We start from the raw sequence: 26,951 nt of genomic DNA, 5'->3' as shown, positions 1-26,951 counted from the left end.
ATGTACCCAGTTTTCATTTCTGTAAATCAAAATATACGTCAACCTAAGTTGACACTTCCGTTGTGGCAGGCGTAGTCTTCAGTCAATCCGATTTCCCTTGGGAGGGGATGGGAGAAGGGATGACCGCCATGCGCATACCCAAACCATCGGCATCAAGCCGAGCCCTCTACACACCGGACGAGCGCCGCAGGCGCGACGAAAGCGTGTGGACCTTGGTGCAGGGTATCCTCGCTCCCGTGCAGTTTCTCGTTTTCCTCGTCAGCCTCGGTCTGATCTTTCGCTTCCTCGCAACGGGTGAAGGGCTGTTCGCCGCCCAGATGTCCATCGTCGTGAAGACGCTGACGCTCTATGCGATCATGATCACCGGCTCGATCTGGGAAAAGGTCGTCTTCGGCCGTTATCTCTTCGCCCGCCCGTTCTTTTGGGAAGACGTCTTCTCGATGCTGGTTCTGGCGCTGCACACGGCCTATCTCGTGGCTTTGTTTGCCAGCTCGCTGACCTCAGGTGCATTGATGGCACTCGCGCTTGCCGCCTATGTCACCTATGTGATCAATGCCGGCCAGTTCCTCTGGAAGCTGCGGCTTGCAAGGCTCGATCATGCCGAAAAGCTGAGATTGTCTGCGACACTTGGCAATGGCGCTTCTCTCACGGGGAGCACGTCATGAACCAGCCGCTCGTCTCTTGCGCGACGCCTTCGGCCACTATCCGCCAGCGTGGCCAGCATGAAGTCTTTTGTGGCCTGACCTCGATCATCTGGCTGCATCGCAAGGTGCAGGATGCCTTTTTCCTCGTGGTCGGTTCGCGCACCTGCGCCCATCTCATCCAGTCCGCTGCCGGTGTAATGATCTTTTCCGAGCCACGGTTTGCAACAGCGATCATGGAAGAGCGCGATCTCGCCGGAATGGTCGACATGCATGACGAACTCGACCGCGAAGTGGCGCGCCTGCTCGAGCGTCGCCCGGATATCCGCATGCTGGTGCTGGTCGGTTCCTGTCCTTCGGAAGTGATCAAGTTCGATCTCAACCGCGCTGCAGAGCGCCTCGACAAGCGCTTCGGCTCGAAGCCGCGCGTGCTCTGCTATTCCGGCAGCGGCATCGAAACCACCTTCACCCAGGGCGAAGACAATTTCCTGGCCGCTTTGGTGCAGGATCAGTCTGTCCACGGCGCGAGTGACAAGGTTGCACGGCTCGTGGTGGCCGGCTCGGTCGCCGATGTCGTGGAAGATCAGTTTGCCCGGCTGCTGGATGAACTCGGTCTCGAAGACTTCGTTTTCCTGCCCGGTCGCAGCAGCGAGCGCCTGCCGAAGATCGGTCCGAACACGAAGTTTGTTCTGGCGCAGCCTTATCTCGGCGCCACGGCCGCAGCGCTTGAGAGCCTGGGTGCATCACGCATCAACGCGCTTTTCCCCCTCGGCGAAGAAGGCACGACCGCCTGGCTGAAAGCGATTGCCGATACCTTCGGCGTGTCACCGGCCCGTTTCGCCGCCGTCACCGAGGCCCCGCGCCGCCGGGCGCTCGAAGCGACCGCACACTATCGCAGCGCTCTCGCCGGCAAGCGCATCTTCCTCTTCCCCGACAGCCAGATGGAGCCGTCACTCGCCCGCTATCTCAGCCGCGAGCTCGACGCCGAGATCATCGAGGTCGGCAGCCCCTATCTGCATCGCGAACATGTGGCCGGCGAACTCGCCATGCTGCCGCCGGGTGTCTCCATTTCCGAAGGTCAGGATGTCGAAATCCAGATCGATCGCTGCCGTGCCGCCAAGCCCGACCTCGTCGTCTGCGGCATGGGGCTTGCGAACCCGTTCGAGGCCGAAGGCATCGTCACCAAATGGTCGATCGAATTCGCCTTCACGCCGATCCAGGGCTATGAGCAGGCCGGCGACCTTGCCGAACTCTTTGCCCGCCCGCTGACACGCAAGGCCATGATCGCGGGCGACCGCTCCGGCAACCGGAGGGCCGCATCATGAAACTCACAATGTGGACCTATGAAGGACCCCCGCATGTCGGTGCCATGCGGATCGCCGCCTCGATGAAGGGCGTGCACTACGTGCTGCATGCGCCGCAGGGCGATACCTATGCGGATCTTTTGTTCACCATGATCGAGCGTCGCCCCTCGCGTCCGCCTGTCACCTACACCACCTTCCAGGCCCGTGATCTCGCAGGCTCCACGGCCGATGTGTTCAAGACCGCCTGCCGCGATGCTGCCGAGCGCTTCCAGCCGGATGCGCTTCTGGTTGGAGCCTCCTGCACGGCAGAACTTCTGCAGGACGATCCGGCAGGGCTTGCCCGCACGTTGGATGTCGGTATCCCGGTCGTACCGCTGGAGCTTCCTTCCTATCAGAAGAAGGAAAACTGGGGTGCGGCAGAGACTTTTTATCGGCTTGTGCGCAGCTTTGCCGGCGGCCGGGAGCGCCCGGCGAATATCGCGCCGAACAGCTGCAATATCCTTGGGCCCTCCGCCCTCGGTTTCCGTAACCGTGACGACGTTACGGAAATTTCGCGGCTGCTTGCAGCCAACGGCATCGATGTTCGGGTCGTCGCACCTCTCGGTGCAACCGTTGCCGATCTTGCGAAGCTGCCGGAGGCCGCTTTCAACATCGTGCTCTATCCGGAGATCGGCGACAGCGCGGCACGCTATCTGAAAAAGACCTTCGGGATGCCCTTCGTCTCGACCATCCCGATCGGCGTCGGTGCCACGCGCGCCTTCCTCACGGAAGTGCGGGCACTGGCCGGGCTTCCGAACGAGGAGTTCGTTGGCGAGGCCGAAGACCGGGCAACTTGGTATGCACGCTCGGTCGACAGCAATTACCTCACCAACAAGCGTGTCTTCGTGTTTGGTGATGCAACACACGCCATTGCCGCTGCCCGTATCGCTGCCCGAGAACTCGGTTTCAAGGTCTGCGGCATCGGCACCTATATGCGCGAGTTCGCCCGAGAGGTCCGCGAGGCGGCCGAAGAATTCGGCGTTGAGGCATTGATTTCCGACGACCATCTCGATGTCGAACAGGCGATCATCGACGCTCGTCCGGAGCTTGTTCTCGGCACGCAGATGGAGCGCCACATCGCCAAGCGGCTGCGCGTTCCCTGCGCCGTCATCTCGTCCCCCGTGCATGTCCAGGATTTTCCGGCCCGTTACTCGCCGCAAATGGGCTTCGAAGGTGCGAACGTCATCTTCGACAGCTGGGTTCATCCGCTGATGATGGGGCTGGAAGAGCACCTCCTGCAGATGTTCCGGGACGATTTCGAATTCAACGACCAGGCCCAGGCCTCGCATCTGCACGGTCACGCCCCGGCAGCCGCGGCTGGTGCGACCGAAGTGGTCTCCGACGATGAGACGCTTGTGCTCGCCGAGGTACCCGCCGACGACGCGGCCTGGACGCCAGATGCCGAACGCGAGCTTAAGAAAATCCCGTTCTTTGTGCGCGGCAAGGCCCGCAGGAACACCGAACTCTTCGCCGCCCGCAAGGGTATCCGCCCCATCACCGTGGAGACGTTGTATGACGCGAAAGCCCATTTCGCCCGCTGACGCGACCCCGGTCCGGGTGGTGTTCGTGACACTCGACAATCACATTGTCGCAGCCGTTGATGATGCGCGCCGCAGCCTCGCAAAAGACCTGCCGGGGCTCACTCTCTCCGTGCATGCCGCAACCGACTGGAACGACAATCCGGCAAGCCTCGAAGCCTGCCGCGCGGCGATCCTCGCCGGCGATATCATCATCGTCTCGATGATCTTCGTCGAGGAGCATGTGCGCGCTATTGCCGACGTGCTCGAAGCACGGCACCTCGAATGCGATGCGATGGTCTGCTGCATGTCGGCCGGCACCATCATGAAATACACGACCATGGGTCGTTTCAAGATGAGCGAGGAGCAGAAGGGGCCGCTGGCACTCCTGAAGAAGCTCCGGGGAAAAAGCTCGCGTGGCGGCAAGGACAGCGGGCGCACCGCAGGCGAGCGCCAGCTCGCCATGCTGCGCCGCCTGCCGCAGCTCCTGCGCTTCATTCCTGGCACTGCCCAAGACGTGCGTAACTATTTCCTGACGCTGCAATATCGCATCGCCGCCTCGGACGAGAACATCGCCAACATGGTCCGCCTGCTGGTCGGCAAATATGCCAAGGGTGAGCGCAAGGGTCTTCAGGGCAAGGTCACGGTGGGAGAGCCGGTCGAATATCCCGAAATGGGCCTCTATCATCCGGGCCTGAAGCCACGGGTCACGACACAGCTTTCCAGCCTGCCGCAGAGGGCCGGATCTCGCGGGACGATCGGTCTTCTCCTGATGCGGACCTACATCCTGTCTGGCGATACCGGCCACTATGATCGTGTCATCCGCGAGTTGGAAACGCGCGGCTTCAATGTCGTGCCGGTATTCTCGAGCGGTCTGGACATGCGCGGCGCAATCGAGCGCTTCATGACGCCTGGAACGCGAGGCGTCCGCATCGATGCGCTTTGCTCGCTGACAGGTTTCTCGCTGGTCGGCGGACCGGCCTATAGCGATGCCGCTGCCGCTGCCGAGACACTTGCGGCGCTCGATGTTAGCTATTTCTCCGCGATGGCGACCGAGTTTCAGAGCAAGGAAGTCTGGTTCTCGTCGACACAGGGGCTGACCCCGATCGAAACCACGCTGATGGTGGCGATCCCGGAGCTCGACGGCTCGATCGGCTCCATGGTCTTCGGCGGTCGTTCTGACTCGGGTGGCGGGGCGCGTGCCTGCATCTGCTCGAGAGAGCTTGCCTCCTGCCCGTCCGGCAGGGCCTGCATGCAGCCGGATGACGAACGCGTCGTGCTGCTAGCCGATCGCCTCGCTGCCATGGTCGACCTGCGGCGCAAGGAACGTGCCGAGCGCCGTATCGCCATTGCGATGTTCAACTATCCGCCGAACAGCGGCAGCATCGGTACCGCCGCCTATCTCTCCGTCTTCGAGAGCCTGTTCGAGACCATGCGCCGGCTGAAGTCGGAAGGGTACGATGTCGACTTGCCCGCCGATGCCGAAGCGCTGAAGGACGGCATTCTTGAAGGCAATGCAGCACTTTATGGCGTCGAGGCGAATGTCCATACGGTCATCCCTGTCGACCAGCATGTGCGCAACGAAAAACACCTTGCCGATCTCGAGGCGAAGTGGGGACCGGCTCCGGGACGCGTTCTCAGCAATGGGCGTGGTATCTTCGTGCTCGGCCGCCAGTATGGGAACCTGCTGATCGCGATCCAGCCACCCTTCGGTTATGAGGGCGACCCGATGCGCCTGTTGTTCGAGGGCGGCTTTGCCCCGAACCATGCCTTTGCCGCCTTCTACCGCTATCTGCGCGAAACCTACCGCGCCGATGCCGTCTTGCATTTCGGCACCCATGGCGCACTTGAATTTATGCCCGGCAAACAGGTCGGCCTGTCTGCAGATTGCTGGCCGGATCGCCTCCTGGGCGCGCTTCCCAACTTCTATCTCTACGCCGCCAACAACCCGTCGGAAGGCACGATCGCAAAACGGCGCTCGGCCGCGACACTGATTTCCTATCTCACGCCACCGATCACCCATTCCGGGCTCTACAAGGGCCTGACGGAGATCAAGGGCAGCCTGGATCGCTATCGCAGCGCAGCGCCCGACGCGCGCGTCGAGCGCGAGAGGCTGTTCCAGCTCATCCAGGTACAGGCCGAACAACTGGACCTGGGCAAGAATGGTATCGCGCTTGCCGAAGCCGACCTCATTCAGGCGCTCGTCGCCGAAGTGGCTGAAGTCGAATATGCGCTCATTCCGCATGGTTTGCACATTGCCGGTCGCGCCATGGAGGAAAGCGAGCGTCTGGACATGCTCGACCATGTCGCCGCCAACATGCCGCCTGCCGTGCGTCCGCACCTTCAGACTGAGTTGATTGCCGCGATCGCCAATGGTGACGCCGCGACAATTGCCCGGATGACGAAGAATGCCGCCGGCGAGCTCAAGGAGTGCATCGACAAGCTCGTCACCATGAACCGCGAACTGGCCCATAACGGCGAGATCGACGGCCTCGTCAGGGCGCTGGACGGCCGTTACGTCTTGCCGTCGCCCTCTGGTGACCTGCTGCGCACGCCGGAATTGCTGCCAACCGGTCGCAATATTCACGGTTTCGATCCTTTCGGCATTCCGAGCGCCTTTGCCATCCAGGATGGCGAACGCCAGGCAGCCAAGGTCCTTGAACGCTATCTCGCAGCCGATGGTCGTTTGCCGGAAACGGTCGCCGTCGTCCTCTGGGGCACCGACAATCTGAAGACCGGCGGCGCGCCGCTGGCGCAGGCCATGGCACTCATGGGTGCGCGGCCGAGGCTCGATGCCTATAACCGGGTCTGCGGCGCTGTTCTGGTGCCGCTTGAGGAACTGCAGCGTCCGCGCATCGATGCGGTCATGACTCTCTCGGGCATCTTCCGGGATCTCCTGCCGATCCAGGCGAGCATGCTGGCCGAGGCAAGCTATCTCGCTGCCACTGCCGATGAGCCGGTCGAGATGAACTTCATCCGCAAGCATGCGCTTGCCTATTGCGAAAGCCATGGCTGCGACATCGAGGCTGCTGCCTATCGTGTGTTTTCGAATGCCGACGGCGCCTATGGATCGAACGTCAACATGCTGGTCGCGTCGTCCTCCTGGAGTGACGATGACGAGATCGCGCAGACTTACAGCAATCGCAAGAGCTTCGCGATCAACCGTCGCGGCAAGACCAGCGCGCAGGCCGAGGTCTTCGATGCGATGATCGGGCAGGTCGATATGGCCTATCAGAACCTCGATTCCGTCGAGATCGGGGTGACCACGATCGAGAACTATTTCGATACGCTGGGCGGCCTGACCAAGGCGGTCTCGAAAGCCAAAGGCGGTGCGACGCTGCCGGTCTTCATCTCCGACCAGACACAAGGCGAGGGACGCGTGCGTACCCTCGGCGAGCAGGTGGCTTTGGAGACACGCACACGTACGCTGAACCCGAAGTGGTTCGAAGGCATGCTGAAGCATGGCTATGAGGGCGTGCGCAATATCGAGACGCAGGTCACCAACACCTTCGGCTGGTCGGCGACCACAGGCGATGTCGACCCCTGGGTCTACCAGCAGATTACCGAGACCTTCGTGCTCGACGCTGACATGCGTGAACGGCTGGCCACACTCAATCCGGCTTCTGCCGCCCGTGTCGCCAACCGGCTGATCGAGGCGCATGAGCGCAACTATTGGCAGCCGGATGCAGAAACGCTCGCCGCCCTGAAACAGGCCGGTGAAGAATTGGAAGACCGTCTCGAGGGGCTGGTCAGGGAGGCTGCCCAATGAACATCTACACCCATGGCAAGATCGCCGAACGCGAGGCCCGCATCGCCGAGAAGCTCCGGGAGCGCGCCGATGGCGAAGGCAGCGTGCAGGTCCATCTCGACCCGACGATGGAAATCGACGGCGCCAAGGTCTTCGCGGTCTACGGCAAGGGCGGGATCGGCAAATCGACGACGTCGTCGAACCTCTCGGTTGCCTTCTCCATGCTCGGCAAGCGCGTGCTACAGATCGGCTGTGATCCGAAGCATGATTCCACCTTCACGCTGACCAAGAGCCTGATCCCGACCGTCATCGACGTTCTCGAAAAGGTCGATTTCCATTCGGAAGAACTCCGTCCGGAAGACTATATGGTCGAGGGCTATAACGGCGTTCAGTGCATCGAGGCGGGTGGTCCGCCGGCCGGGACCGGTTGCGGCGGCTATGTCGTCGGCCAGACGGTGAAGCTGCTCAAGGAGCACCACCTGCTCGATGATACCGACGTCGTGATCTTCGACGTGCTCGGTGACGTCGTCTGCGGCGGCTTTGCCTCGCCGCTGCAGCATGCAGAACGCGCGGTCATCGTTGCTGCCAACGATTTTGATTCCATCTTCGCGATGAACCGTATCGTTGCTGCCATCAAGGCGAAGTCGAAGAACTATGAGGTGCGGCTCGGCGGGGTGATTGCCAACCGGTCGCGCGAGACGGACCAGATCGACCGCTACAATGCGGCGATCGGGCTGACGCGCCTCGCGCATGTGCCTGATAGTGACCATGTGCGGCTGAGCCGGCTGAAGAAGAGCACGCTGTTCGAGATGGGCGATAGCCCGGAGATCCTCGGCATCCAGAAGGAATACATGCAATTGGCCGAGCGCCTCTGGGCGGGCACGCCAGCACTTGAAGCCGAACCGATGAAGGACCGGGAAATTTTCGAATTTCTCGGATTCGAGTGAGGTTGCCATGAGCCAGGCCGATTACATCCGACGCACCGGCGAGATCGAGCACTACTTCGACCGTACCGCGCTCGATGCCTGGAAGCGGCTGACCGGCGACCAGCCGGTGAGCGGCATTCGCGCGACGGTCCGCAAGGGTCGCGAGGAGATGCGCGGCACGCTCGCTTCCTGGCTGCCGCAGGATCTGACCGGCTGGCGCATCCTCGATGCAGGTTGTGGCTCCGGCGTTCTGTCCTTTGAACTGATCGCACGTGGTGCCGAAGTCGTCGGCATCGATCTTTCGGCGCAGATGATTGCCCATGCCCGCCAGCGGGCGCATGAGATCGAAGCATCGCACGGTCGCTTCAAGGGCTCGGTTACCTTCCACAGCGGCGACATGCTCGATCCGCGCCACGGGCGCTTCGATGCGGTGGTCGCGATGGACGTGCTAATCCACTATCGCCCGGCGGACGCCGTTCGCGTGCTCCACACGCTGGCTGAGCGCACCTCACGCCAAATGATCTTCACGCTCGCTCCCGGCTCGCGTCTGCTGCGCGCGATGCTCGCCGCCGGCAAGGTCTTTCCGCGCGGCAACCGGGCGCCGGCAATCTATCCGGTCGATCCGTCGCGCCTTGTTGGCGAGATGGTCAACCATCCGAAGTTTGCCGACTGGCAGGCCGGTCGCAGCCACAAGGTTGCTGTCGGCTTCTATACCTCGCAGGCCATGGAGGTGATCCGGTCATGACGATCGCTGCCGCCAACCGCAAAATGATCTCGTTCTGGCAGAAGCTCGGAACGCGTTTCATGCCGTTTGCGGATGCGGCATCTGTCGAGATGCCGCTGTCGAGGCTGCTGCGCCTTTCGCTGTTCCAGGTCTCTGCCGGCTGCGTTCTCGTTCTCCTGACCGGCACACTGAACCGTGTGCTGATCGTCGAACTCGGCGTTTCCGTGGCCCTCGTCTCGGCGGTTGTCGCCATTCCGGTTTTCGCCGCTCCGCTGCGGCTGCTCTTCGGCTTCCGCTCGGACACCTATAAATCGGTGCTCGGCTGGCGCCGTGTGCCCTATGTCTGGCTCGGCAGCCTGCTGCAGTTCGGCGGTCTCGCCATCATGCCCTTTGCCCTCCTCCTTCTACAGTCGCAGACCATCGGACCTGAATGGGCCGGCGCTGCAGGTGCGAGCCTCGCCTTCATCTTGACCGGCTTCGGCATGCATATGTCGCAGACGGCAGGCCTGGCTCTCGCCAGCGATCTCGTTCCCGAAGAAAAGCGCCCGCGGGTCGTCGCACTTCTCTACTTCATGCTGCTTATTGGCATGATCGGGGCATCGAGCTTCTACAGCTTTTTCCTGGTCGACTTCTCACCGAAGCTTTTGATCCAGGTGATCCAGGGCACGGCGCTGCTGACTATAGTCATCAATGTCATCGCCATCTGGAAGCAGGAAGCGCGCGATGTGCGACGCACGGCCGTCGATCGCGATCTCGCAAGCTTCTTCGACGCGCTCGACGACTATCGCAGCGCGCCAGGCGTGTTGCGGCTTCTTCTGGCCGTCGCCATTGGATCTGCAGCATTCTCGATGCAGGATATCCTGCTCGAGCCCTATGGCGGGGAGATCCTGGGGCTATCCGTCGGTGAGACGACAAGGCTTACCGGGATCTGGGCCTTCGGCACGATGATCGGCTTCGGTTGGGCTGCGCGCAGCCTGCAGCATGGAGCCCAGATGTACCGCGTGGCGGCACGCGGTTTGCTGGTTGGCATTGGTGCCTTCTCGGCTGTGATCTTCGCATCACCGCTCGGCATCACCGGCCTATTCCATCTCGGTGCCTTCGGCATCGGCCTGGGTGGCGGCCTGTTTGCCGTCGGCACCATGCTTGCCGCCATGGGCATTGCCGAACGCTCGGACAGCGGTCTCGTCGTCGGTGCCTGGGGGGCGGTGCAGGCCACCGCCATCGGTGCGGCCATGCTGGCCGGTGGCGTAATCAAGAACACGATCAATGCGCTGGCGCTCAACGGTTCGCTGGGTGAGGTCATGATGACGCCGGCGGCTGGATATCTTGTCGTCTATGCCTTTGAAATTATTCTCCTCTTCCTGTGCCTGGCGGTCTTGGGTCCGCTCACCGGACGGCGCTATCAGAGGGACTATCTGCATAACATGCGTTTTGGATTGGCGGAGCTGCCCGGCTAACCGCCGGCGGATGCGCTTTACACGGGAGGGTCTGGATATGACCGGGTCGCTGGTTGGGAATATCGATGTCGCACAAGTCGTGCTCTATGCGTTTTGGCTCTTCTTTGCGGGGCTGATCTGGTACTTGCGCCAGGAAGATCGTCGTGAGGGCTATCCGCTCGAAGAGGACGTGTCGGGCCGCTACAACAAGAGCCCCTGGCTGTTCGTGCCGCCGAAGAAGACCTTCATCCTGCCGCATGGCCAGGGCGTCCGGCATGCTCCTGACTTCAAGCGTGACGAACGCACCTTCTCAAGCCGCCGCATCGCACCGGCGCCGGGCTATCCGATCGAACCCGTCGGCAATCCGCTGCTCGCCGGCATCGGCCCCGGCTCGTGGGCGGAACGCTCCGACAAGCCTGACGTCACCGCCCATGGCGATGCCCGCATCGTGCCGCTCCGTGTCGCAGAAGGCTTCGGGCTTGCCGAAGGCGCCGCCGAGCCGCGTGGCCTTGCCGTCCTCGGTTGCGACAAGCAGATTGCCGGCACCGTCAAGGATTTCTGGGTCGACCGGGCCGAACATCTGATCCGCTACTATGAGGTGGAACTCGCCGATGGCGGACGCACCGTGCTGTTGCCGAACAACTTCGTCGTCTTCCAGACCGGTCGCGGCAATGTCCGGTATCTCTATGTGCATGCGGTAACAGCTGCGCAGTTCATCGATGTCCCGGCCACCGCTCGTCCCGAACTCGTGACCCTGCTCGAGGAAGACAAGATCGCTGCCTATTTCGGCGCTGGTCTCCTCTATGCGGATCGCTTTCGTCAGGAGCCACTGCTGTGAAACAGTTCGTCACACGAGAACATGAGATCGAGCCGCTGCCGGGCCTTCCAGGCGTGCCTCCGGCAGGTGAAGTCATCCTCTGGCAGGGGCGGCCATCGTCTGCCCTTGTCGCCCGGCATCTTCTAAAAGTCCGCTGGATTGTCGGTTATTTCCTGATCCTAGCCAGCTGGGCTGTACTTGCCGGCTTGAACGATGCTCAGCCTGTCGGCGGCATCGTCTTTTCGGTGGCTGTCCTGACCGCATTGGCGGGGGTGCTGATCGGCATGATCGAGCTCTTCGCCTGGGCCGTTGAAAAGACGACCCTCTACACGATCACCACGGAGCGCATCGTCATTCGCTTCGGTGTGGCAATTTCGATGACGCTGAACCTGCCGTATCGGCAGGTCGATGGCGTGGCTCTCGCACGGCTCGGCGAAAAGGCGGGCATGATCGCGATCGCCCTTGTGCCAGAGCAGCGCCTGTCCTGGCTCATCCAGTGGCCGCATGTGCGGGGCTTCCGTTTTTCAAGGCCGGAGCCGAGCCTGATCTGCCTGCCCGACGCGGACAAGGTGGCGAATGTGCTGTCGGCCGCGATCGGCCAGTATCGCGGTGCGCGGGCCGAACAGCCGCGGATCATCATGCATGAGACGGCCGGAAGCGCCATGCCGCCTTCCGTCGTTGCAGCCGAATAGGAGCCATGTGATGGGATCGGCCTCGCATCTCGGCTACTGGGCAGACCGCAAGGGCAAGACGCCCAATCGTGTGCCTCGCGGCGTGTTCTTCGGTCTTGTCGGTCTCCTGGGATTCACGGCAGGCGCAATCCTATTTGGAACAACGACAGGGATCGGGCTCGTCAAGCAGCAGCAGGCCGCACCCATCGCCATCCGCGACCTCACCATCACCCGCACCACTTCAGATTTCGTCGTCGTGAGAGACGCTGCGACGTATCAGGAGATCGCAAGCTATGCGCCACAGGCCGGCGGTTTCGTGCCGGGCTCGTTGCGCGCGTTCGAACGCATGCGCCAGGTCTCGAAGGTACCGTTCGATACGCCTTACCGACTGATCAAATGGGACGCCGGTGGACTGAGCCTGTCCGATACGGGCACCGGCGAGCGGATCTATCTCGATGCATTCGGCCCAGACAACGTGGCCGCATTCGAAGCCCTTCTAGGCTCACAGGGAGGAGAAAACCAATGAACCCGGTCTTTGCCTTGATGCGACGGAGGGAGACGGTCGATTGTACCGTCGAGATCAACAACACCTTCGAGGCGCTCGGTGCGCATTTGAGGTTCGACAACGGTGTGGTGGTGCATCCGGGTGACGAGGTTCTGGTGCATGGCGCACCGGTCCAGATCCCCTATGGCTCCTGCCAGAATTTTCGCCGCAAGGCGACCATCACCCGGGCGGGTTTCCTGGAGCGGGCCTGGACCCGCGCCACCGGCGATCTCGACATGATGGAATTGTGCGAATTCAGCTTCACGGAGAGGGCACTGTCATGAACAACCATGTTTCGCCTGTTGATCTTGCCGATCACGAGCCGACCGTCGAGGAACGCATGGCCGGGGTCAGCGACACGACCCGCAGCGCGCTCGTTTCGACGATGCTGACGCCGCGCTTCTACACCACCGACTTCGAAGAGATGGACAAAATCCATGTCGAGCCGGTGCGTGCCGAATGGGACGTGCTGATCGCGCAGATGAAGAGCGATCCGAACCGCGGACACTTCAAGCGCAACGAACAGTGGGACGATATCGACATCGACGCCCTGCCGGACGATCTTCGCGAGGAATTCATCGACTTCCTCGTCTCGTCGCTCACATCGGAGTTTTCCGGCTGCGTGCTCTACAAGGAGATGAAGCGGCGCGGCAAGAACCAGGAGATTTGCGAGCTCTTCGGCTATATGAGCCGCGACGAATCCCGCCATGCCGGTTTCATCAACGATGCGCTGAAGGAATTCGGCATCGGCGTGAACATGGGCTTTCTGGCGAAGGCCAAGAAATACACCTTCTTCAAGCCGAAGTTCATCTACTACGCGACATATCTCTCCGAGAAGATCGGCTATGCCCGCTACATCACCATCTATCGCCACCTCGAAAAGCACCCGGACAAGCGCTTCCACCCGATCTTCAAGTGGTTCCGCGAATGGTGCAATGACGAGTTCTCCCATGGCGAGGCCTTCTCGCTGATCATCCGCTCCGACAAGCGGCTGATGGAGGGGATGAACAAGTACTGGATCAAGTTCTTCCTGCTTGCCGTCTTTGCCACCATGTATGTGCGCGATCACATGCGGCCGGCCTTCCACAAGGGGCTCGGCGTCGATATCGACGATTACGACATGAAGGTTTTCCGGCTGACGAGCGAAATCTCGCGCCAGTGCTTCCCGCTCGTGCTCGATCTCGACAATCCGGCCCTGCATGAAGGCTTCCGCCGGATGGAGCGGATCAACCGCCGAGTCATGGCGGCTGACGCGAAGGGTGGCCTTTCGGGCAAGATCGCCAAGGGCTTCTGGTCGGCTGCTGCTGCCGTCAATTTTATCAGGATGTATGCGATCCCGACCAAGTCGAATACCATCCCGGCGACGTCCCGCCTGCAGCCGGTCTGGTGAGGAGATTGCCATGACGCTCACGCACCCGCTCGCTGTCGTTCTGGTCGCCATCTCGGTATGGTGGCTTTCGACCGGGCTGGTGCTCGCCATGGTCAATCGATCTGACGGGCCGCGGGGCAGGGGCCTTGTTCTGATGGGCCTGATGACCATAGTCGGCGCTTTCGGTTTCGGGCTGATGCTCTGGGGCGCACAGGAGCCGACTGTGCTCGGTTCCTATCTCGGCTTCTTCGGCGCGCTGCTCGTCTGGGCCTGGCATGAAGCGGCCTTCCTGGCAGGGATACTGACAGGACGGCGGACGGGTGAATGCCCGCCTGGACTGACCGGCTTCCGTCGATTTCGGGCGGCCTGGGAGGCGGTCAGCGATCACGAGATCGCCATCCTGGTGACAGCGATTGCCTTGTGGTTAGCGCTTGAGGGATCGGCCAACCTCTTCGGGCTTGCCGCCTTCGGGCTCCTCTGGGGCATGCGGATCTCCGCCAAGCTGGTGATTTTCCTTGGCGCGCCGCATGCGATTAGCGAGTTGATGCCGAAGGGCATCCGCCACCTCAAAAGCTATTTCAAGACCGATCGGATGACGCCGCTGTTTCCGATCTTCTTGGCCCTCGCGGCCGGGATCTTCGCCGTCCTCGTCGTCGGTGCCAACCGCGCGACGCAGGCGCATTCGGTCGTTGGCCATACGCTGCTCGCGACCTTCATGGCGCTCGCCATCGTCGAGCATCTGGTTCTCGTCCTTCCCGTCTCGGACACAGCGCTCTGGCGCTGGGCGATGGCGCGGCAGGATCGGGGCAATCTTGCCATTCGCCCGGTGGCGGACGGCGTCTCCGCACTCAAGGAGGGTGGGCCGGTGTCCGGGCCACACGCCGCCTGGACAACAATCGGACACGACACGATCGGGAAGAGGAAAGACTGATGACTGTTTTCCAGCACATGGAAGAGGCGCTCGCCGGCCTGCATACCGCCGGCAATTACCGCGTTTTCGCGGATCTGGAGCGTCACTGCTCGGCCTTTCCGAAAGCCGCGTTTCACCATGGTGACGGGACGGCCCGCGACGTCACCGTCTGGTGCTCGAACGATTATCTGGGCATGGGCCAGAACCCGCTCGTGACCGAACGGATGATCGAGGTCGTGCGCAAGTGCGGCGCCGGTGCCGGCGGTACGCGCAACATTTCCGGTACCAATCATTACCACGTCCTCCTCGAGCACGAACTGGCCGACCTGCATGGCAAGGAAGGGGCGTTGATCTTCACTTCGGGCTATGTCTCGAACTGGGCCGCACTCGGGACGCTGCTCGCAAAGATCCCCGGCATCATCTGCTATTCGGACTCGCTCAATCATGCCTCGATGATCGAAGGCATCCGTCATTCCCGCTGCATCAAGCGGCAGTTCCGTCACAACGATTACAAGCATCTGCGCGAACTGATGGCTGCGGACGATCCGGCAGCGCCAAAGCTGGTCGCCTTCGAGAGCGTCTACTCGATGGATGGCGACATCTCGCCGATCAAGGAGATCTGCGATGTCGCCGACCAGTTCGGCGCCCTGACTTATCTCGACGAGGTGCATGCCGTCGGCATGTACGGACCGCGTGGCGGTGGTGTTGCTGAGCGCGAAGGACTCATGGACCGGTTGACGGTCATCGAGGGGACGCTCGGCAAGGCTTTCGGCGTCATGGGCGGCTATATCACCGGTCCAGCTGTGTTGGTTGACTTCGTTCGCTCGTTCGCGTCAGGCTTCATCTTCACCACCGCGATCCCGCCGGCGCTTGCGGCTGGCGCGACTGCGTCGATCCGTCACCTCAAGGAAAGCCCCTTCGAGCGCCATATGCATCAGGCGACAGTCGCGAAGGTCCGGCGGGCGCTCGACGTGCGGGGTATTCCGCACATGCACAACCCAAGCCATATCGTGCCGGTCATGGTCGGCAATGCGGCCAAGTGCAAATGGATCTCGGACGTGTTGCTTGATGACTTCGGCATCTATGTCCAGCCGATCAATTATCCAACAGTCGCCGTTGGCAAGGAAAGATTGCGCATTACGCCGACGCCGCTTCATACAGACGCGGATATCGAGCACCTCGCCGAAGCGCTCTGTTCGCTCTGGTCGAAATGTGCATTGGCCAGGGCGGTTGCCTGAGGCTTACAAAAGCCGTATCGGCACGGCGCAGCCAGGAGTTTGGAGCCGGACAGGATGACGGACAGCATTTACATTCCGGCGATTGCCGGTGACGGATCGCTTTATCCGATCGAAAAGATGCAGGCGCATCTCGACGGCCAACTGCATCTTGCCGTGTCCGTCTTCGTCTTCGACGGTGACCTGTTGCTCATCCAGAAACGTGCCTCGACGAAGTACCACTGTGCCGGACTCTGGGCGAATACCTGCTGCACCCATCCGCATTGGGAGGAAACGGTCGAGGACTGCGCCGAGCGCCGCCTCTCCGAAGAACTCGGCTTCAGTGTCCCGCTCACCCGTCATCAGACGGTCGAATATGCCGCCGATGTCGGTCAGGGGCTGAAGGAGCACGAGCGCGTGACGCTGTTCAGCGCTCAAGTCGACAGCCGGGCACTTGAGATCGCGCCTGTTAAAGGCGAGGTCGAAGAAACCCGCTGGATTGGCCCTCGTGAACTGATGCGGGAGGTGCGTGAGCGCCCGCAGGATTTCACGCCATGGTTCCGCATCTATCTTCAGCGCTTCCCCGGCTTGAGTTTCGCCGAAGCTGCCTGACCCTCCGGCCTGCCTCTCCCTCTCATGATCCAGCCGCGATCAATGCCGTCGTGCGCCCATATGCGGGTTTAATCCGCTCAGCTCCTTGAGGCTTGAGCCTGGCCACGTCAGTCAGCGAATTCGATCGAGGACAAAAAGAAGGGGAGCTCGAGAGCTCCCCTTTTCATTGTGGTCCGCCTTTTAGGGCGTTGCGGGCGGGGTCGCCGCAGGTGTCGAGGGTGTCGCCGGGTCAGCCGGTGGCGTGACGGCGGCGGGGTCTGCCGGAGGTGCGGCTTCGACCGGATCGACCGGGGGGGTGACGTCCGCAGGGGCGGCCGGGGTCGTCGGGGCGTCGCCCGCAGGTGCCATTCTCTGGGTCGTGCCGGGCTGGTAGCTCGCAAAGTCTGGAACTTCCGTCGGTCCCTTCCTCGTCAGCGAGTCGGCATAGTCCTGCAGCATCGAGACGCCGTAGAGCGGTTTCTGAACACCGGCATGGCAGGTGCCGCAGCCGACCTTGAAGACATCGCCTTCCGGCCCCTTGCGGATGTCCGGGAAGACCGGAGTCAACCCGACCATGTAGTTTGCGTTGATGTCCCTGACCATGCGGATACCGTGCCAGGCGGTGACGCGCTGCGGCGGGCTTTCATCCCAGGCGTTGAAGGCTCTGGAGTTGTGGCAGGTGGTGCAGTTCACGCCGAGCGATTCCGACATGTGCATCATCAGCGACCACGTGGCCTCGGTTTCCTTGGTGCCAGCCAGATTGGCGCTTGTCGGCAGCGCTGTGGTGGAATGCACGCGGATCTGCTTTGCGTCGAGCAGATAGTCCTTGAGGACATTCTGCGGCAGCGAGGAATTCCCGGCGAACATTGCGACGACATTCTGTCCCGCACGGTTCTGTGTCATGCCGCCGGCCGGCTTCGGCTCGAGATCCTCGTACCAGTAGTTGGCGGGGATCGCCTGTCCGCGGTGACAGGTGTAGCAGGTGGCGCCGACCTGACCGACATGGCTCTGCCAGTCGACATTGATCGCCTGGGTCATCTGGATCATGCGGCGAGAGACCACCTTCTGGTACACCTCGTCGGATGCGAGGTTCTCCGGATTGTGGCAGTAGTTGCAGCCAGCTTCCGGTGCGATCCATTCGGTGATCGAGGCCATGAACTGGTTGAACTGATCGTCCGAGAGATCGCCGAGAACCTGGACGTTTTCATAGATGTCGCCGGCCCGGTCCCCCGAAGGGTCCGCTTCCCACGGGGCGGGCGGCACGACGTTTGCCAGCTTCAATGCTTCCTGATTTTCGACATCCCGGTGGACATACATGCCGGTACCGCGAAAGCCGATCTGTTCGCTTTCGACGGGTGGAGCATCCCATCCGGCGCCGACGAAGCTCGCGATCGTCAGCAGGGAACCGGCGGAGATAGCGAAGGGAATCCAGAGTTTCATCGTCCTTCTCCTTAAAGCGCCGGGTCGACGACACCGGGATAGCCCGGCAGCGGGGAGACGATCCCGTGATTGATGCCCCAGAGGTACCAGTTGTCGACGACAGTGCCCGTGAGCAGGATGCCGATGCCACCGGTGATGGGGGTGAGGATCGCGAACCACCAGGCCCAGCGGTGGACGGATTCCATGGTGGCGTTGAAGCCCATGGTCCATCTCCAGAAGAGGGCTGCACGTTCGGAGGCAGTACCGCGATCGGTGATCTGTTCCAGCTCGCGTTCACCGCCGTATTTGCCAACGGCCAGGATCGTTGCGCCATGCATCGCAAAGAGCAGGACCGAGCCATAGAGGAAGACGATCGAGAGGCAGTGGAAGGGATTGTAGTAGAGGTTGCCGTAGCGGATCGAGAATGCGGCCGTCCAGTCGAGATGCGGGAAGATGCCGAAGGGCACGGCTTCCGAGAAGTTGCCCATCAACAGCGGACGGATGAAACCGAGCACCAGGAAGAGCCAGATTGCGGCGGCGAAAGCCCAGGCGACATGAGTTCCCATCTCCAGCTGACGTGCGCGGCGGTAGACGCGCACCCACCACAACAGGACCGAGATGGTGAGGAAGAAGCCTGCGATCAGCCACCAGCCACCTTCCGCGAGCGGCGGCAGGACCTTCAGACCATATTGCGCCGGTGGCGGTTCCAGCCCCAGCCAGAATAGCTGGCGAACGAACTGGATCGGATCCCAGCCGACCGAAGCCAGCATGTTGAGGCCAATGATCTCGAAGGCGATGAAGCCGAAGACCAGCGAGAGCGTCCCGAGATAGCCGAGATAGATCGGTCCGATCTGGGCGTTGCCGATCATGCCGAAGAGCTGCACCAGCATTGGCTTGCCGGCGCGCGGGCTGTCGCCTGCGGGCAGAGGCATACCTTCTTCCAGCGGACCGCTGACCTGTATCGGCGTGATGATGTTTTGATACTGCGCTAAAAACATTGTCTGGTCCCCCCTCAGTTCCAGATCGGCAGCGTCAGCCACCAGTTCCACCATTGCGGCCAGCCCTGGTTCCAGAACGGTCCGCTGATGACGATGCAGACGGCGCTCCAGAAGCCCGCGTTCAGCGCCAGGATCAGGCCGAGGCGGTGGATGCCGAGCGTGCCGATCGAGTAGCCGATGATGTCGCGGAAGAAGGTGTCTTCGTATTCGGGTGTCTTCACCTCGGCCTGCTTGCCAGCCTCGGTGATCGATGCACCTGGATTGGCGGCTGACAGGATGAGGCCACCGTGCAGAGAGAGCGCCAGCGTCGTGGTGAAGAAGAAGGTCACCGCGATCATGTGCGCCGGATTGTAATGGAAATGCAGATATTGGTAGCCGACGTTCGACACCCAGTCGAGGTGGCTGAAGATGCCGTAGGGGAAACCATGACCCCAGGCGCCGAGCAGCAACGGACGGATAACGACGAGCGTCGCATAGGCGAAGATCGCGACTGAGAAGGCAAAGGGTACGTGGTAGCCCATGCCGAGCTTGCGGCAGATCTCCACTTCACGAAGCGCCCAGGATATAAAGGCGCCGAGCGCGCAGACGGTCACGATCTGCCAGAGACCGCCTTCCTTCAGTGGCGCCAGCGCCAAGCCGTAGGACAGGTCGGGTGGCGCGATCGAGATCCGCCAGATGTTCCAGGTCGGACCGATGGCCGCGCCATAGATCAGGAGTGCCGTCCCGAGGATCGCGAAGAATGCCGTGGTGACGCCGAAGAAGCCCACATAGAATGGCCCCACCCAGAAATCGAAGAGATCGCCTCCGAGCAGCGTCCCGCCTCGTACGCGATATTTGCGTTCAAAACTCAGCAGCGCCATGTTCGTTTCCTCCAGAGGTGATCAGCCAGGCGGCGTTGTCGGGTCATGCCATTTGGCGGCGGGCGAGACCGAAGTGCCGCCCGCTGCCGTCTTGGTTCTTCAGCCGATGAGCCGGAGATCCACACCTTCAGAGATCGAATGCTCGATTGAACTGGTTGTGAGGGGCCTGCCCTCCAGCCAGTTGAAGCGTTCCGTGCTCAGCAGGATGAAGTGGATCAGGATCGCAAGCGTGAACAGGAATACAGACAGTGCAACCAGCGCCTTGCGCGGGTCGAACATAAGCCAGACTCTCCACATATCGCGTCCTCCTCAGGTCAACATCGGCAGAAGCGTGAGAGCCGTCTGGTTAATGCCCTCGAGAGAGCTGTAACCTTCCGGACCCGGGATCCAGGGACGCCACATCCAGACCAAGATATGCGCGACGATGGCAATCGCCGTGAATATCATGAAGCCTTGGATGAAGAATCCATGGACCTCGCGCGCTTCGCTTTCGGTCAGACCCGAAAGTGAAACATTTGATGTTTCAGCCATCAAATTCACCTCCTAGTCTCGAACACCGCGGCGCCCCCGCGGCGGGGTTTCGGAAGGTCTTGAGGAGACCTGCCGGGTTTCTGCCGGTGTCGAGAACACCGGCAAACGGATCGGGTTACGCGTGGAAAGCGTAACCGGCAGCTGCGTAGGCCGAGGAGCGAGCCTCGGCGAAAATGGATTGAGCGGGCCGCTCGGCGGCGTCTTCCGCATGGCCCGAGAGCCTGGATGTCAGCGCTGCGCACAGGCACAGCGGATAAAGCAGCAGATAGAGGCGCCGCATGTTCTGGCGCTCGGACTGGCGGTCGCGATGTCGACGCAGGTCCTGATCGGATCGGGTTGCAGTGATCATGGCTTTGCCTCCAGTTGTCCCGTTGATGGGTGTCGTTCCGATGGTCATGCAAAGGCTCCCTCGAGGCGGGCGGCCGTTTCGACATGATCCCGGGTAACTTCGTGGTCTTCGGCACGGCGGGCTTCGCGTTCCGCTGCTTCCCGCAGCCGCTTGGCGGCCGAGATGCGGACGAGGACCGGCTCGTTGCCGATGAATTTTTCGAGCGAGGCCTGGGCATCGGATTGCCAGGCCATTTCCGTGCGCGGACGGGCCGTTGTTGCCTCGATCGCATCGAGCTCTCCGGCGCGCGGCAGGATGTCGAACAGCATGTCGAACAGCGCGTTGCAGACTTCCTGGATCAGCCAGGCCGCACCTGAATAGCCCATGACCGGCGTGCCGGGATGGCGGCGGACGATGGCGCCGGGATAGGACAGCTGCACGAACTTGCCGCGGGCCCCGCGCTCGGCCATGTACATGCGCTCGTTGAACGAGCCGAACATGATCATCGGCGGCTTTTTGGCGGTCAGCTCCGCGACCTCGATATTGTCCGTCTTCGATCCGGCCTTGCGCGGGATCGCGAAGTTGCAGGGCAGGCCCATTTCCTCTTCAAGGAAATTGCGGATGCCGCGCACATAGGTCTCGTTGGCGACGATCGCGAAGCTCGCGGTGGCAAAGAAGTCCTGGGTGACGGAGCGCCAGAGATCCCAGAGCGGCTTCAGCGTCGTGTGTTTTTCCTTCAGGATGAAGGGTTCAGGGTCGAGCGCGAGCATGTCGCCGAGTTCGCGGAGGAATGCCGTCGTCGAATGAATGCCGATCGGTGCCTGCAGATAGGGGCGATCGAGTGTTTCGCAGAGCAGACGGCCGAATTCGCGGTAGAGGCAGATATTGGCATCGGCGTCGGCAAGTTTGCGAACATCTTCGAGATGGCTGCCGAGCGGAAAGACCATATTGATCTCGGCGCCAAGGCCTTCAACGAGGCGGCGGATCTCGGCGAGGTCCGACGGCATGTTATAGGTGCCGTAGATCGGGCCGATGATGTTGACGCGGGGCTTGGCACCATCAGGACGGCGACGTGGAGCCGGGACCTTGCCGCCCTTCGGGCCGAATTCGGTCCAAAGCCATTTCAAGGCGCGGTCGGCGCTCTGCCACTGGTCTTCGTCGATCGTGCGGGGCAGGAAGCGGACGATGTTGGAGCCTTCCGGGGTCACGCCGCCGCCGATCATCTCGGCGATCGAGCCCGTGACGACGACGGCCGGCAGATCCGGGTCGAGGGCGAGACGGGCCCGCTTCATCGCGCCTTCGGTGCCGTGCTGGCCGAGTTCGTCTTCCGACAGGCCGGAAACGACGATCGGCAGTTCGTGCGGCGGTAGGGCGTCCGTATAGTGGAGCACCGAGGTCACCGGCAGGTTCTCGCAGCCCACGGGGCCGTCGATGATGACCTGGAGGCCCTTGATCGCGGTGAAGGCATAGACGCTGCCCCAGTATCCGCCGGCTCTGTCGTGGTCGAGGATCAGCATCCGACGCTCTCCCCATTGTCGACGGCGTTGCGGGACTGCTTGACCTTTGCGGCGAACTTCTTGCGATAGGCGCTGCGGTCTTCAGGCACGTTTTCCCAGATGCCGGCGCTATCGCCCGAGCCGACGCCTTCGAAAAAGGCGTTCATGGTGAGGAAGCGGTCCTTGTTGCCGATCGCGGCGTTGATGACCGCTGGCAGTGAGGCGACACCGGCCGGACCCATGAGCGGGCGGGCTGAGATCAGGTTGGTGAAGTAGAGGGCAGGGGTGGCGCTCTCCTTGGCCTTCTGCACCACAGGGGTCGTGCCGATGGCGAGATCCGGCTTGAACTCCTGGAAGGCGGCCAGATCCTGCTCCAGGGACGCGCGGAAACGGAGTTCGACGCCATGGGCCGCCAGCCACTCCGCATCTTCGCGGTTATAGGGTGTCTTCGGACAGGCCGTGCCGACATAGCGCAGATCGGCGCCGAGTTCGACGAGCAGGCGTGCGACCAGCAGTTCGGAGCCTTCATAGCCCGAGAGCGTGATGCGGCCATTGATCCTGTGTTCGGCGAGCGCTGCCTTAATCGCGCCGCGCATCGCGTTACGGCTGATATTTGTCTTGGCCTCCGGGACGTTACAGCTGTCGCCGATCGCCTTCAGCCAGGCATCCGTTCCGTCGATGCCCACCGGGGCCGAGCCGACAATCGGGCGGCCGGCCGCCTGGAATTCTCGGATGCTCGCCGTGTAGAAGGGATGGATCGCAGCGACCGCGGCGCAGTCGAGCGCGGAATAGAGTTCACGCCATTCGCGGACGGGGACCGTCGGGCCGGCTGCCAAGCCCATCGGCTCCAGCATGCCGCCGATCACAACCGGATCGACCGGGAACATTTCGCCGAGCAGGGTGACTGTCGGCCGGTCCTTCAAACCGCCACGCGGGCGCTGGACCGGACCTTCGCCGATTTCCTGGCGTGCATAGGCAAGCATGGCGCCCGAGAGCACGTCTTTCGCTTCCGCATGGGTCGGCACGCCAAAGCCTGGTACGTCGATGCCGACGATACGGACGCCATCAATTTCGCGTGGGAGCATGCGCAGAGGCACGCCCGAGGCCGAGGGAACGCAGAGATTAGTGACCACGACCGCATCGAACTTCTCCGGATCCGCCATCTGGTGCACGGCCTCGACGATGTCTTCGTAGAGCTTGCCAGTGACCAGCGTTTCAGAGCTGAAGGGCACGTAGCCGACTGAGCGTTTGGCGCCGTAGAAATGCGAGGTGAAGGTCAGGCCGTAGACGCAGCAGGCCGAGCCCGAGAGGATGGTGGCGACACGACGCATGCGCAGGCCGACGCGGAGCGATCCGAAAGCGGGGCACATGGATTGCGGTTGGTCATGCGGACCCTTGGGATAATCGGCTTCGAACCGATCCATCAACTCGCCCTGACCGGCGGCACGGGCGGCGGCTTTCGAGAGTTTTACGCCGCCATGGCAACCGATTCCCGATGTGTCTTCCGCCACGCCGTCGGCAAGGACAGCGGCGTCGTTGCCGACGGGAGCGATCCCGTTGGCGTCGTCCAGCTCGAATTCCTTGCGAAGGTCATCCATGATGCTCACCCGATCTCACACGTTGTCGTAGACGACTTCCAGCGACGGCCGTTTCAGAGCGCCCGTAGCGCACATGTCTTCCGGCAGAGCTGGCTGGAGCTTGTAATCGGCGCCTGTCTCACTGGCGTCAAAGAGGCCGAGCAGGCCGTCCTGATCGAGCGGCTTGGGGAGGATCGGCGGTGCTTCGGCAAGATTGATCGAGAGCGCCTCGAAGAGGGGACCCCAATGGCTCTCATGCGTGCCGATGATCTGATAGTTCGCGCTCTTGCGCCTGATGTCGTCGTCCTGCGGGATCGAGGCGAGCACCGGGATGCCAACGGCGTCCGCAAAGGCTTGGGCTTCACCCGTGCCGTCATCCTTGTTGATGACGAGACCCGCGACACCGACATTGCCGCCGAGATTGCGGAAGTATTTTACCGCAGAGCAGACATTGTTGGCGACATAGAGCGACTGGAGGTCGTTCGACCCGACCACCACGACCTTCTGGCACATGTCGCGAGCAATCGGCAGACCGAAGCCACCGCAGACCACGTCGCCGAGGAAGTCGAGCAGGATGAAATCGAAGTCCCAGTCATGGAAGCCGAGCTTTTCCAGCGTTTCGAAGCCGTGAATGATGCCGCGGCCACCACAGCCGCGGCCCACTTCCGGTCCGCCGAGTTCCATGGCAAAGACGCCGTCGCGCTTGAAGCAGACGTCGGAGATCGAGACTTCCTGGCCGGCTTCCTTCTTGCGCGATGCAGTCTGGAGAATTGTCGGGCAGGCGCGGCCGCCAAACAGCAGAGAGGTCGTGTCGCTCTTCGGATCGCAGCCGATCAAAAGCACCTTCTTGCCGAGCTGGGCCAGCATGTAGGAGAGATTGGCGAGCGTGAAGCTCTTGCCGATTCCGCCCTTGCCGTAGATCGCGATGATCTGCGTGTCCTTGGTCACCTTGCCGGTGGCCGGAGCATCGGGTTCGATGGCGGCTTCTTCGCGAAGATTTTCCTGCAGGCGCTCCAGGCCGTCCTGTGCGAGGTCGAGGCTCATGCGGCATTCCTCCAGTCGATGATCATTTTCAGGCAGTCGGGGTCGTTGAATGCGGTCCGATAGGCGGAGGTCGCATCCGATGGGGCGGAATGGTGGGTAATCAGGCCGCCTAGGGAGAGGCGCCCGGCATCGACAAGTGCGAGCACCGCCTGGACGTCGTTAGGCGTAAATTCTGCGGAGATGGCGATCGAGGCTTCCTTCATGAAGGCCGCCGGGAAGGCAAAGTCGAGCCGTTCGCCATAGAAGCCGGCGAGCACGAGTTCTCCGCGCCGGTTGAGGCGCGCGATCGCCTTGTCGACGACGGCGGAATCGCCGCTTGCATCGATGATGGCGTCGTGACGCTGGTCGCTGGCGGCGTCCGGTGTCTCGACGACATATCCGGTCGCTCCGTCACGGCGGGCAAGGCGTGTCTCCCAGACGGTCGGGGCCGGATGCCCGGTTGCCATGACAATCCGGGCAATCAGGCGGCCGAGGACGCCATGGCCGATGACAACTGTGGCCGCATGGGCCGATCGACAGACGGCATGGTATGCGGTTGCTGCCAGCGCGAGCAGCGCTGCCTCTTCCGCATGCTGGAAATGGGTCTTGACGGTGCGGGCACCGGGAACGACGAGCCATGCGGCGCTGGCACCGAACAGTCCGGCAGCATCTTCATAACAATTGGCGCCCGGGACGAAGACCTGATCGCCGACAGAGCGGCCCGAGTCCAGGCCCGCCTCGACCACTGTACCAACCGTCTCGTAGCCTGGGACCAGGGGATAACGCATGCCCGGAAAGGCGGGCATGGTGCCCTCGTAGAGCATCTTCTCGGTGCCACTCGACACACCGCTAAAGCAGGACTCGACAACCACGTCCGACGCCTCGGGCGCGCGGAGCGCCAATCGCCTGACGGCGAGTGTTCCCGGTTTTTCAAAGACGATGGCTGAACTGCGCATTGTCGTGCCCTCCCCGGACACGGGATGCTTTCTGCTCCCAATGTCATCTTAAGATTACGCATCAAAGTGTCAATCTATATTTACACTTTGGACCGTGAAGTTCACGGAACAATTAGCGCTTGGCGATCACAAGGCCTGCCAGCAGGGGATTTGTGGTCGTGACGACGCTTGCGCCGACGAAGCCGCTGCGGGCCAGAAGGGCTATGATTTCACCGGCAGTCCGGCAGCGGCCGGAGCCCATGGCGGTGAAATAACTGGTGAAATAGATGGCTGCGAGATTGGGGCCGTCCGTCGTGCCGGCCATGGCTTCCGCGACCAGGAGATGAGTGCCGGGCGCGAGATGCCTGTGCAGGTTTGCAAGGATCTTCAGGACGCGGTCGTCATCGTGATCGCAGAGAATCCGGATCAGCGTCACGCAATCCTGGTCGGCCGGAATGGGATCGCGGGTGAAATCACCCGGGTGCAACGTGCTGCGCGCCAGAAGGCCGCGCTCCTGCAGATGGCGGGCTGCAAGCTGGGTAACAGCGGGCAAGTCGAACAGCGCGAGCCGTGTCGAGGGGTGCCGCGCGCCAATGGCTGCGAGGAATGCGCCTTCGCCGCCGCCAACATCAAGGACGGATCGGTATTGGCCGAAGTCATGGGATGAAAGAAGGCAGTCTGCCAGCATCGCCTGGCTCTCGCGCATCAGGGCGGAGTAGGGTGCCGCCTCCTCGTTGCCGATGCTGGCGGGGTCGCTGCCCCTTACATAGGCCCAGTAGCGGCGGAGTTCTGTATCGCTGCGATCGCCGCGCCAAAAGGCGGGCGCATCGGCGAGATCGCGGTACAACATGTCATGGTGCCGGATCATCTCCCGCAGCCCGCGATCGGCGGCAAGCACCGTTCCGGCATCGGAGAGCAGCCAGAGATCGAGCGCAGGGCTGACGACGAGATCGAGTCGCCTTGCCTGCTCGAGCAGACGCCGCATGGCGTCGGGGGGCAAGCCGCAGCGTGTCGCGATCGCGTTCGTCGACAATGCCTCGCCGTCCAGTGCCTCGAAGACCCCGAGGCCGACACAGGCAGACAGGATTTGGGTGTGGACGAAGCCTGTTGTCAGGCGAAACAGATGATTGGCCTTGCGGTTGGCGATCTGCCGCAGCAGCGGCATTCGCGAAACGAATGCGCGAAAGCGAGGCGAGGCGATCTGGCGGCTTCGCCAGAGACGAAGACTGATCGCGACAGACTGCAGGAGGCTTTGCGAACGCTCCGCTCGTGTCTTGCTGGTTCGGATCGGCGGGCTGGCGTCGAAGCCTCTTCCGCCTCCGGTGTCCATGAT

General features: G+C 62.2%; 26 protein-coding genes. 15 read left to right on the top strand and 11 right to left on the bottom strand.

The window, feature by feature from the left end:
• The first annotated feature begins 119 nt into the window (after positions 1 to 119).
• Genes bchF through QWE_RS04140 form a run of 15 tightly spaced genes read left to right on the top strand, consistent with a single transcriptional unit; the run spans position 120 to position 16,472 of the window.
• Entirely contained in the window at positions 120 to 665 is a 546-nt protein-coding gene (gene bchF, locus QWE_RS04210; RefSeq protein ID WP_006724843.1) for a 2-vinyl bacteriochlorophyllide hydratase, read from the top strand.
• A complete protein-coding gene (locus QWE_RS04205) occupies positions 662 to 1,966 on the top strand; it encodes a ferredoxin:protochlorophyllide reductase (ATP-dependent) subunit N (RefSeq protein ID WP_006724842.1) in 1,305 nt (434 codons plus the stop codon). The genes bchF and QWE_RS04205 overlap by 4 nt, the downstream gene beginning before the upstream one ends.
• Positions 1,963 to 3,525, top strand: coding sequence for a ferredoxin:protochlorophyllide reductase (ATP-dependent) subunit B (gene bchB / locus QWE_RS04200; RefSeq protein WP_006724841.1), 1,563 nt, complete (start codon positions 1,963 to 1,965; stop codon positions 3,523 to 3,525). The genes QWE_RS04205 and bchB overlap by 4 nt, the downstream gene beginning before the upstream one ends.
• Positions 3,497 to 7,270 (top strand): magnesium chelatase subunit H, encoded by a 3,774-nt coding sequence (locus QWE_RS04195; RefSeq protein ID WP_006724839.1) that lies wholly within the window; start codon positions 3,497 to 3,499, stop codon positions 7,268 to 7,270. Before bchB ends, QWE_RS04195 begins: the two co-directional genes overlap by 29 nt.
• A complete protein-coding gene (gene bchL / locus QWE_RS04190) occupies positions 7,267 to 8,196 on the top strand; it encodes a ferredoxin:protochlorophyllide reductase (ATP-dependent) iron-sulfur ATP-binding protein (protein WP_006724838.1) in 930 nt (309 codons plus the stop codon). Before QWE_RS04195 ends, bchL begins: the two co-directional genes overlap by 4 nt.
• A 7-nt stretch (positions 8,197 to 8,203) precedes the next feature.
• A complete protein-coding gene (bchM, locus tag QWE_RS04185; RefSeq protein ID WP_006724837.1) occupies positions 8,204 to 8,920 on the top strand; it encodes a magnesium protoporphyrin IX methyltransferase in 717 nt (238 codons plus the stop codon).
• The gene (locus QWE_RS04180; protein ID WP_006724836.1) at positions 8,917 to 10,356 is read left to right on the top strand and encodes a BCD family MFS transporter; all 1,440 of its coding nucleotides are present in this window, start codon (positions 8,917 to 8,919) and stop codon (positions 10,354 to 10,356) included. Before bchM ends, QWE_RS04180 begins: the two co-directional genes overlap by 4 nt.
• A gap of 37 nt (positions 10,357 to 10,393) precedes the next feature.
• Positions 10,394 to 11,173, top strand: a complete 780-nt coding sequence (gene puhA / locus QWE_RS04175) for a photosynthetic reaction center subunit H (protein WP_006724835.1) — start codon at positions 10,394 to 10,396, stop codon at positions 11,171 to 11,173.
• The gene (gene puhB / locus QWE_RS04170; protein ID WP_006724834.1) at positions 11,170 to 11,844 is read left to right on the top strand and encodes a photosynthetic complex putative assembly protein PuhB; all 675 of its coding nucleotides are present in this window, start codon (positions 11,170 to 11,172) and stop codon (positions 11,842 to 11,844) included. The genes puhA and puhB overlap by 4 nt, the downstream gene beginning before the upstream one ends.
• 10 nt (positions 11,845 to 11,854) lie before the next feature.
• Entirely contained in the window at positions 11,855 to 12,349 is a 495-nt protein-coding gene (gene puhC / locus QWE_RS04165) for a photosynthetic complex assembly protein PuhC (protein ID WP_006724832.1), read from the top strand.
• Entirely contained in the window at positions 12,346 to 12,651 is a 306-nt protein-coding gene (locus QWE_RS04160) for a hypothetical protein (protein ID WP_006724831.1), read from the top strand. The genes puhC and QWE_RS04160 overlap by 4 nt, the downstream gene beginning before the upstream one ends.
• Positions 12,652 to 12,707: 56 nt before the next feature.
• Positions 12,708 to 13,757, top strand: a complete 1,050-nt coding sequence (gene acsF / locus QWE_RS04155; RefSeq protein WP_202802975.1) for a magnesium-protoporphyrin IX monomethyl ester (oxidative) cyclase — start codon at positions 12,708 to 12,710, stop codon at positions 13,755 to 13,757.
• Between the two features lie 10 nt (positions 13,758 to 13,767).
• Positions 13,768 to 14,667 carry a putative photosynthetic complex assembly protein PuhE gene (gene puhE, locus QWE_RS04150; RefSeq protein ID WP_006724829.1) on the top strand — a complete coding sequence of 300 codons (900 nt, stop codon included), beginning with the start codon at positions 13,768 to 13,770 and terminating at the stop codon, positions 14,665 to 14,667.
• Positions 14,667 to 15,884, top strand: a complete 1,218-nt coding sequence (hemA, locus tag QWE_RS04145) for a 5-aminolevulinate synthase (RefSeq protein WP_006724828.1) — start codon at positions 14,667 to 14,669, stop codon at positions 15,882 to 15,884. The genes puhE and hemA overlap by 1 nt, the downstream gene beginning before the upstream one ends.
• 54 nt (positions 15,885 to 15,938) lie before the next feature.
• Positions 15,939 to 16,472 (top strand): isopentenyl-diphosphate Delta-isomerase, encoded by a 534-nt coding sequence (locus QWE_RS04140; RefSeq protein ID WP_006724827.1) that lies wholly within the window; start codon positions 15,939 to 15,941, stop codon positions 16,470 to 16,472.
• A 180-nt stretch (positions 16,473 to 16,652) separates the two neighbouring features.
• Here the strand turns inward: QWE_RS04140 and pufC are convergent, their stop codons facing one another.
• From pufC to QWE_RS04085, 11 genes are all read right to left on the bottom strand, one after another.
• Positions 16,653 to 17,891: a photosynthetic reaction center cytochrome PufC gene (pufC, locus tag QWE_RS04135; RefSeq protein ID WP_006724826.1), complete on the bottom strand. Its 1,239-nt coding sequence runs from the start codon at positions 17,889 to 17,891 to the stop codon at positions 16,653 to 16,655.
• An 11-nt stretch (positions 17,892 to 17,902) separates the two neighbouring features.
• Positions 17,903 to 18,868 (bottom strand): photosynthetic reaction center subunit M, encoded by a 966-nt coding sequence (gene pufM / locus QWE_RS04130; protein WP_040299508.1) that lies wholly within the window; start codon positions 18,866 to 18,868, stop codon positions 17,903 to 17,905.
• 14 nt (positions 18,869 to 18,882) lie between these two features.
• A complete protein-coding gene (gene pufL, locus QWE_RS04125) occupies positions 18,883 to 19,728 on the bottom strand; it encodes a photosynthetic reaction center subunit L (protein WP_006724824.1) in 846 nt (281 codons plus the stop codon).
• 99 nt (positions 19,729 to 19,827) lie between these two features.
• Positions 19,828 to 20,025 carry a light-harvesting antenna LH1, alpha subunit gene (gene pufA / locus QWE_RS04120; RefSeq protein WP_006724823.1) on the bottom strand — a complete coding sequence of 66 codons (198 nt, stop codon included), beginning with the start codon at positions 20,023 to 20,025 and terminating at the stop codon, positions 19,828 to 19,830.
• 12 nt (positions 20,026 to 20,037) lie between these two features.
• A complete protein-coding gene (pufB, locus tag QWE_RS04115; RefSeq protein WP_006724822.1) occupies positions 20,038 to 20,259 on the bottom strand; it encodes a light-harvesting antenna LH1, beta subunit in 222 nt (73 codons plus the stop codon).
• Positions 20,260 to 20,374: 115 nt separating this feature from the next.
• Positions 20,375 to 20,608, bottom strand: coding sequence for a hypothetical protein (locus tag QWE_RS04110; protein WP_157790671.1), 234 nt, complete (start codon positions 20,606 to 20,608; stop codon positions 20,375 to 20,377).
• 44 nt (positions 20,609 to 20,652) lie between these two features.
• Positions 20,653 to 22,104 (bottom strand): chlorophyllide a reductase subunit Z, encoded by a 1,452-nt coding sequence (gene bchZ / locus QWE_RS04105; protein WP_006724820.1) that lies wholly within the window; start codon positions 22,102 to 22,104, stop codon positions 20,653 to 20,655.
• Positions 22,098 to 23,681, bottom strand: coding sequence for a chlorophyllide a reductase subunit Y (bchY, locus tag QWE_RS04100; protein ID WP_006724819.1), 1,584 nt, complete (start codon positions 23,679 to 23,681; stop codon positions 22,098 to 22,100). The genes bchZ and bchY overlap by 7 nt, the downstream gene beginning before the upstream one ends.
• Before the next feature lie 15 nt (positions 23,682 to 23,696).
• The gene (locus QWE_RS04095; protein WP_006724818.1) at positions 23,697 to 24,704 is read right to left on the bottom strand and encodes a chlorophyllide a reductase iron protein subunit X; all 1,008 of its coding nucleotides are present in this window, start codon (positions 24,702 to 24,704) and stop codon (positions 23,697 to 23,699) included.
• Positions 24,701 to 25,639 carry a chlorophyll synthesis pathway protein BchC gene (bchC, locus tag QWE_RS04090; protein ID WP_006724817.1) on the bottom strand — a complete coding sequence of 313 codons (939 nt, stop codon included), beginning with the start codon at positions 25,637 to 25,639 and terminating at the stop codon, positions 24,701 to 24,703. The genes QWE_RS04095 and bchC overlap by 4 nt, the downstream gene beginning before the upstream one ends.
• Before the next feature lie 112 nt (positions 25,640 to 25,751).
• The gene (locus tag QWE_RS04085; RefSeq protein ID WP_006724816.1) at positions 25,752 to 26,948 is read right to left on the bottom strand and encodes a methyltransferase; all 1,197 of its coding nucleotides are present in this window, start codon (positions 26,946 to 26,948) and stop codon (positions 25,752 to 25,754) included.
• Positions 26,949 to 26,951: the final 3 nt, after the last annotated feature.

The sequence above is a fragment of the Agrobacterium albertimagni AOL15 genome, from assembly GCF_000300855.1.
In the GTDB taxonomy this organism is placed as follows: Bacteria; Pseudomonadota; Alphaproteobacteria; order Rhizobiales; family Rhizobiaceae; genus Allorhizobium; species Allorhizobium albertimagni.
Note: the sequence above shows the minus strand (reverse complement) of the source record. Positions and strands in the feature narration are given on the sequence as shown.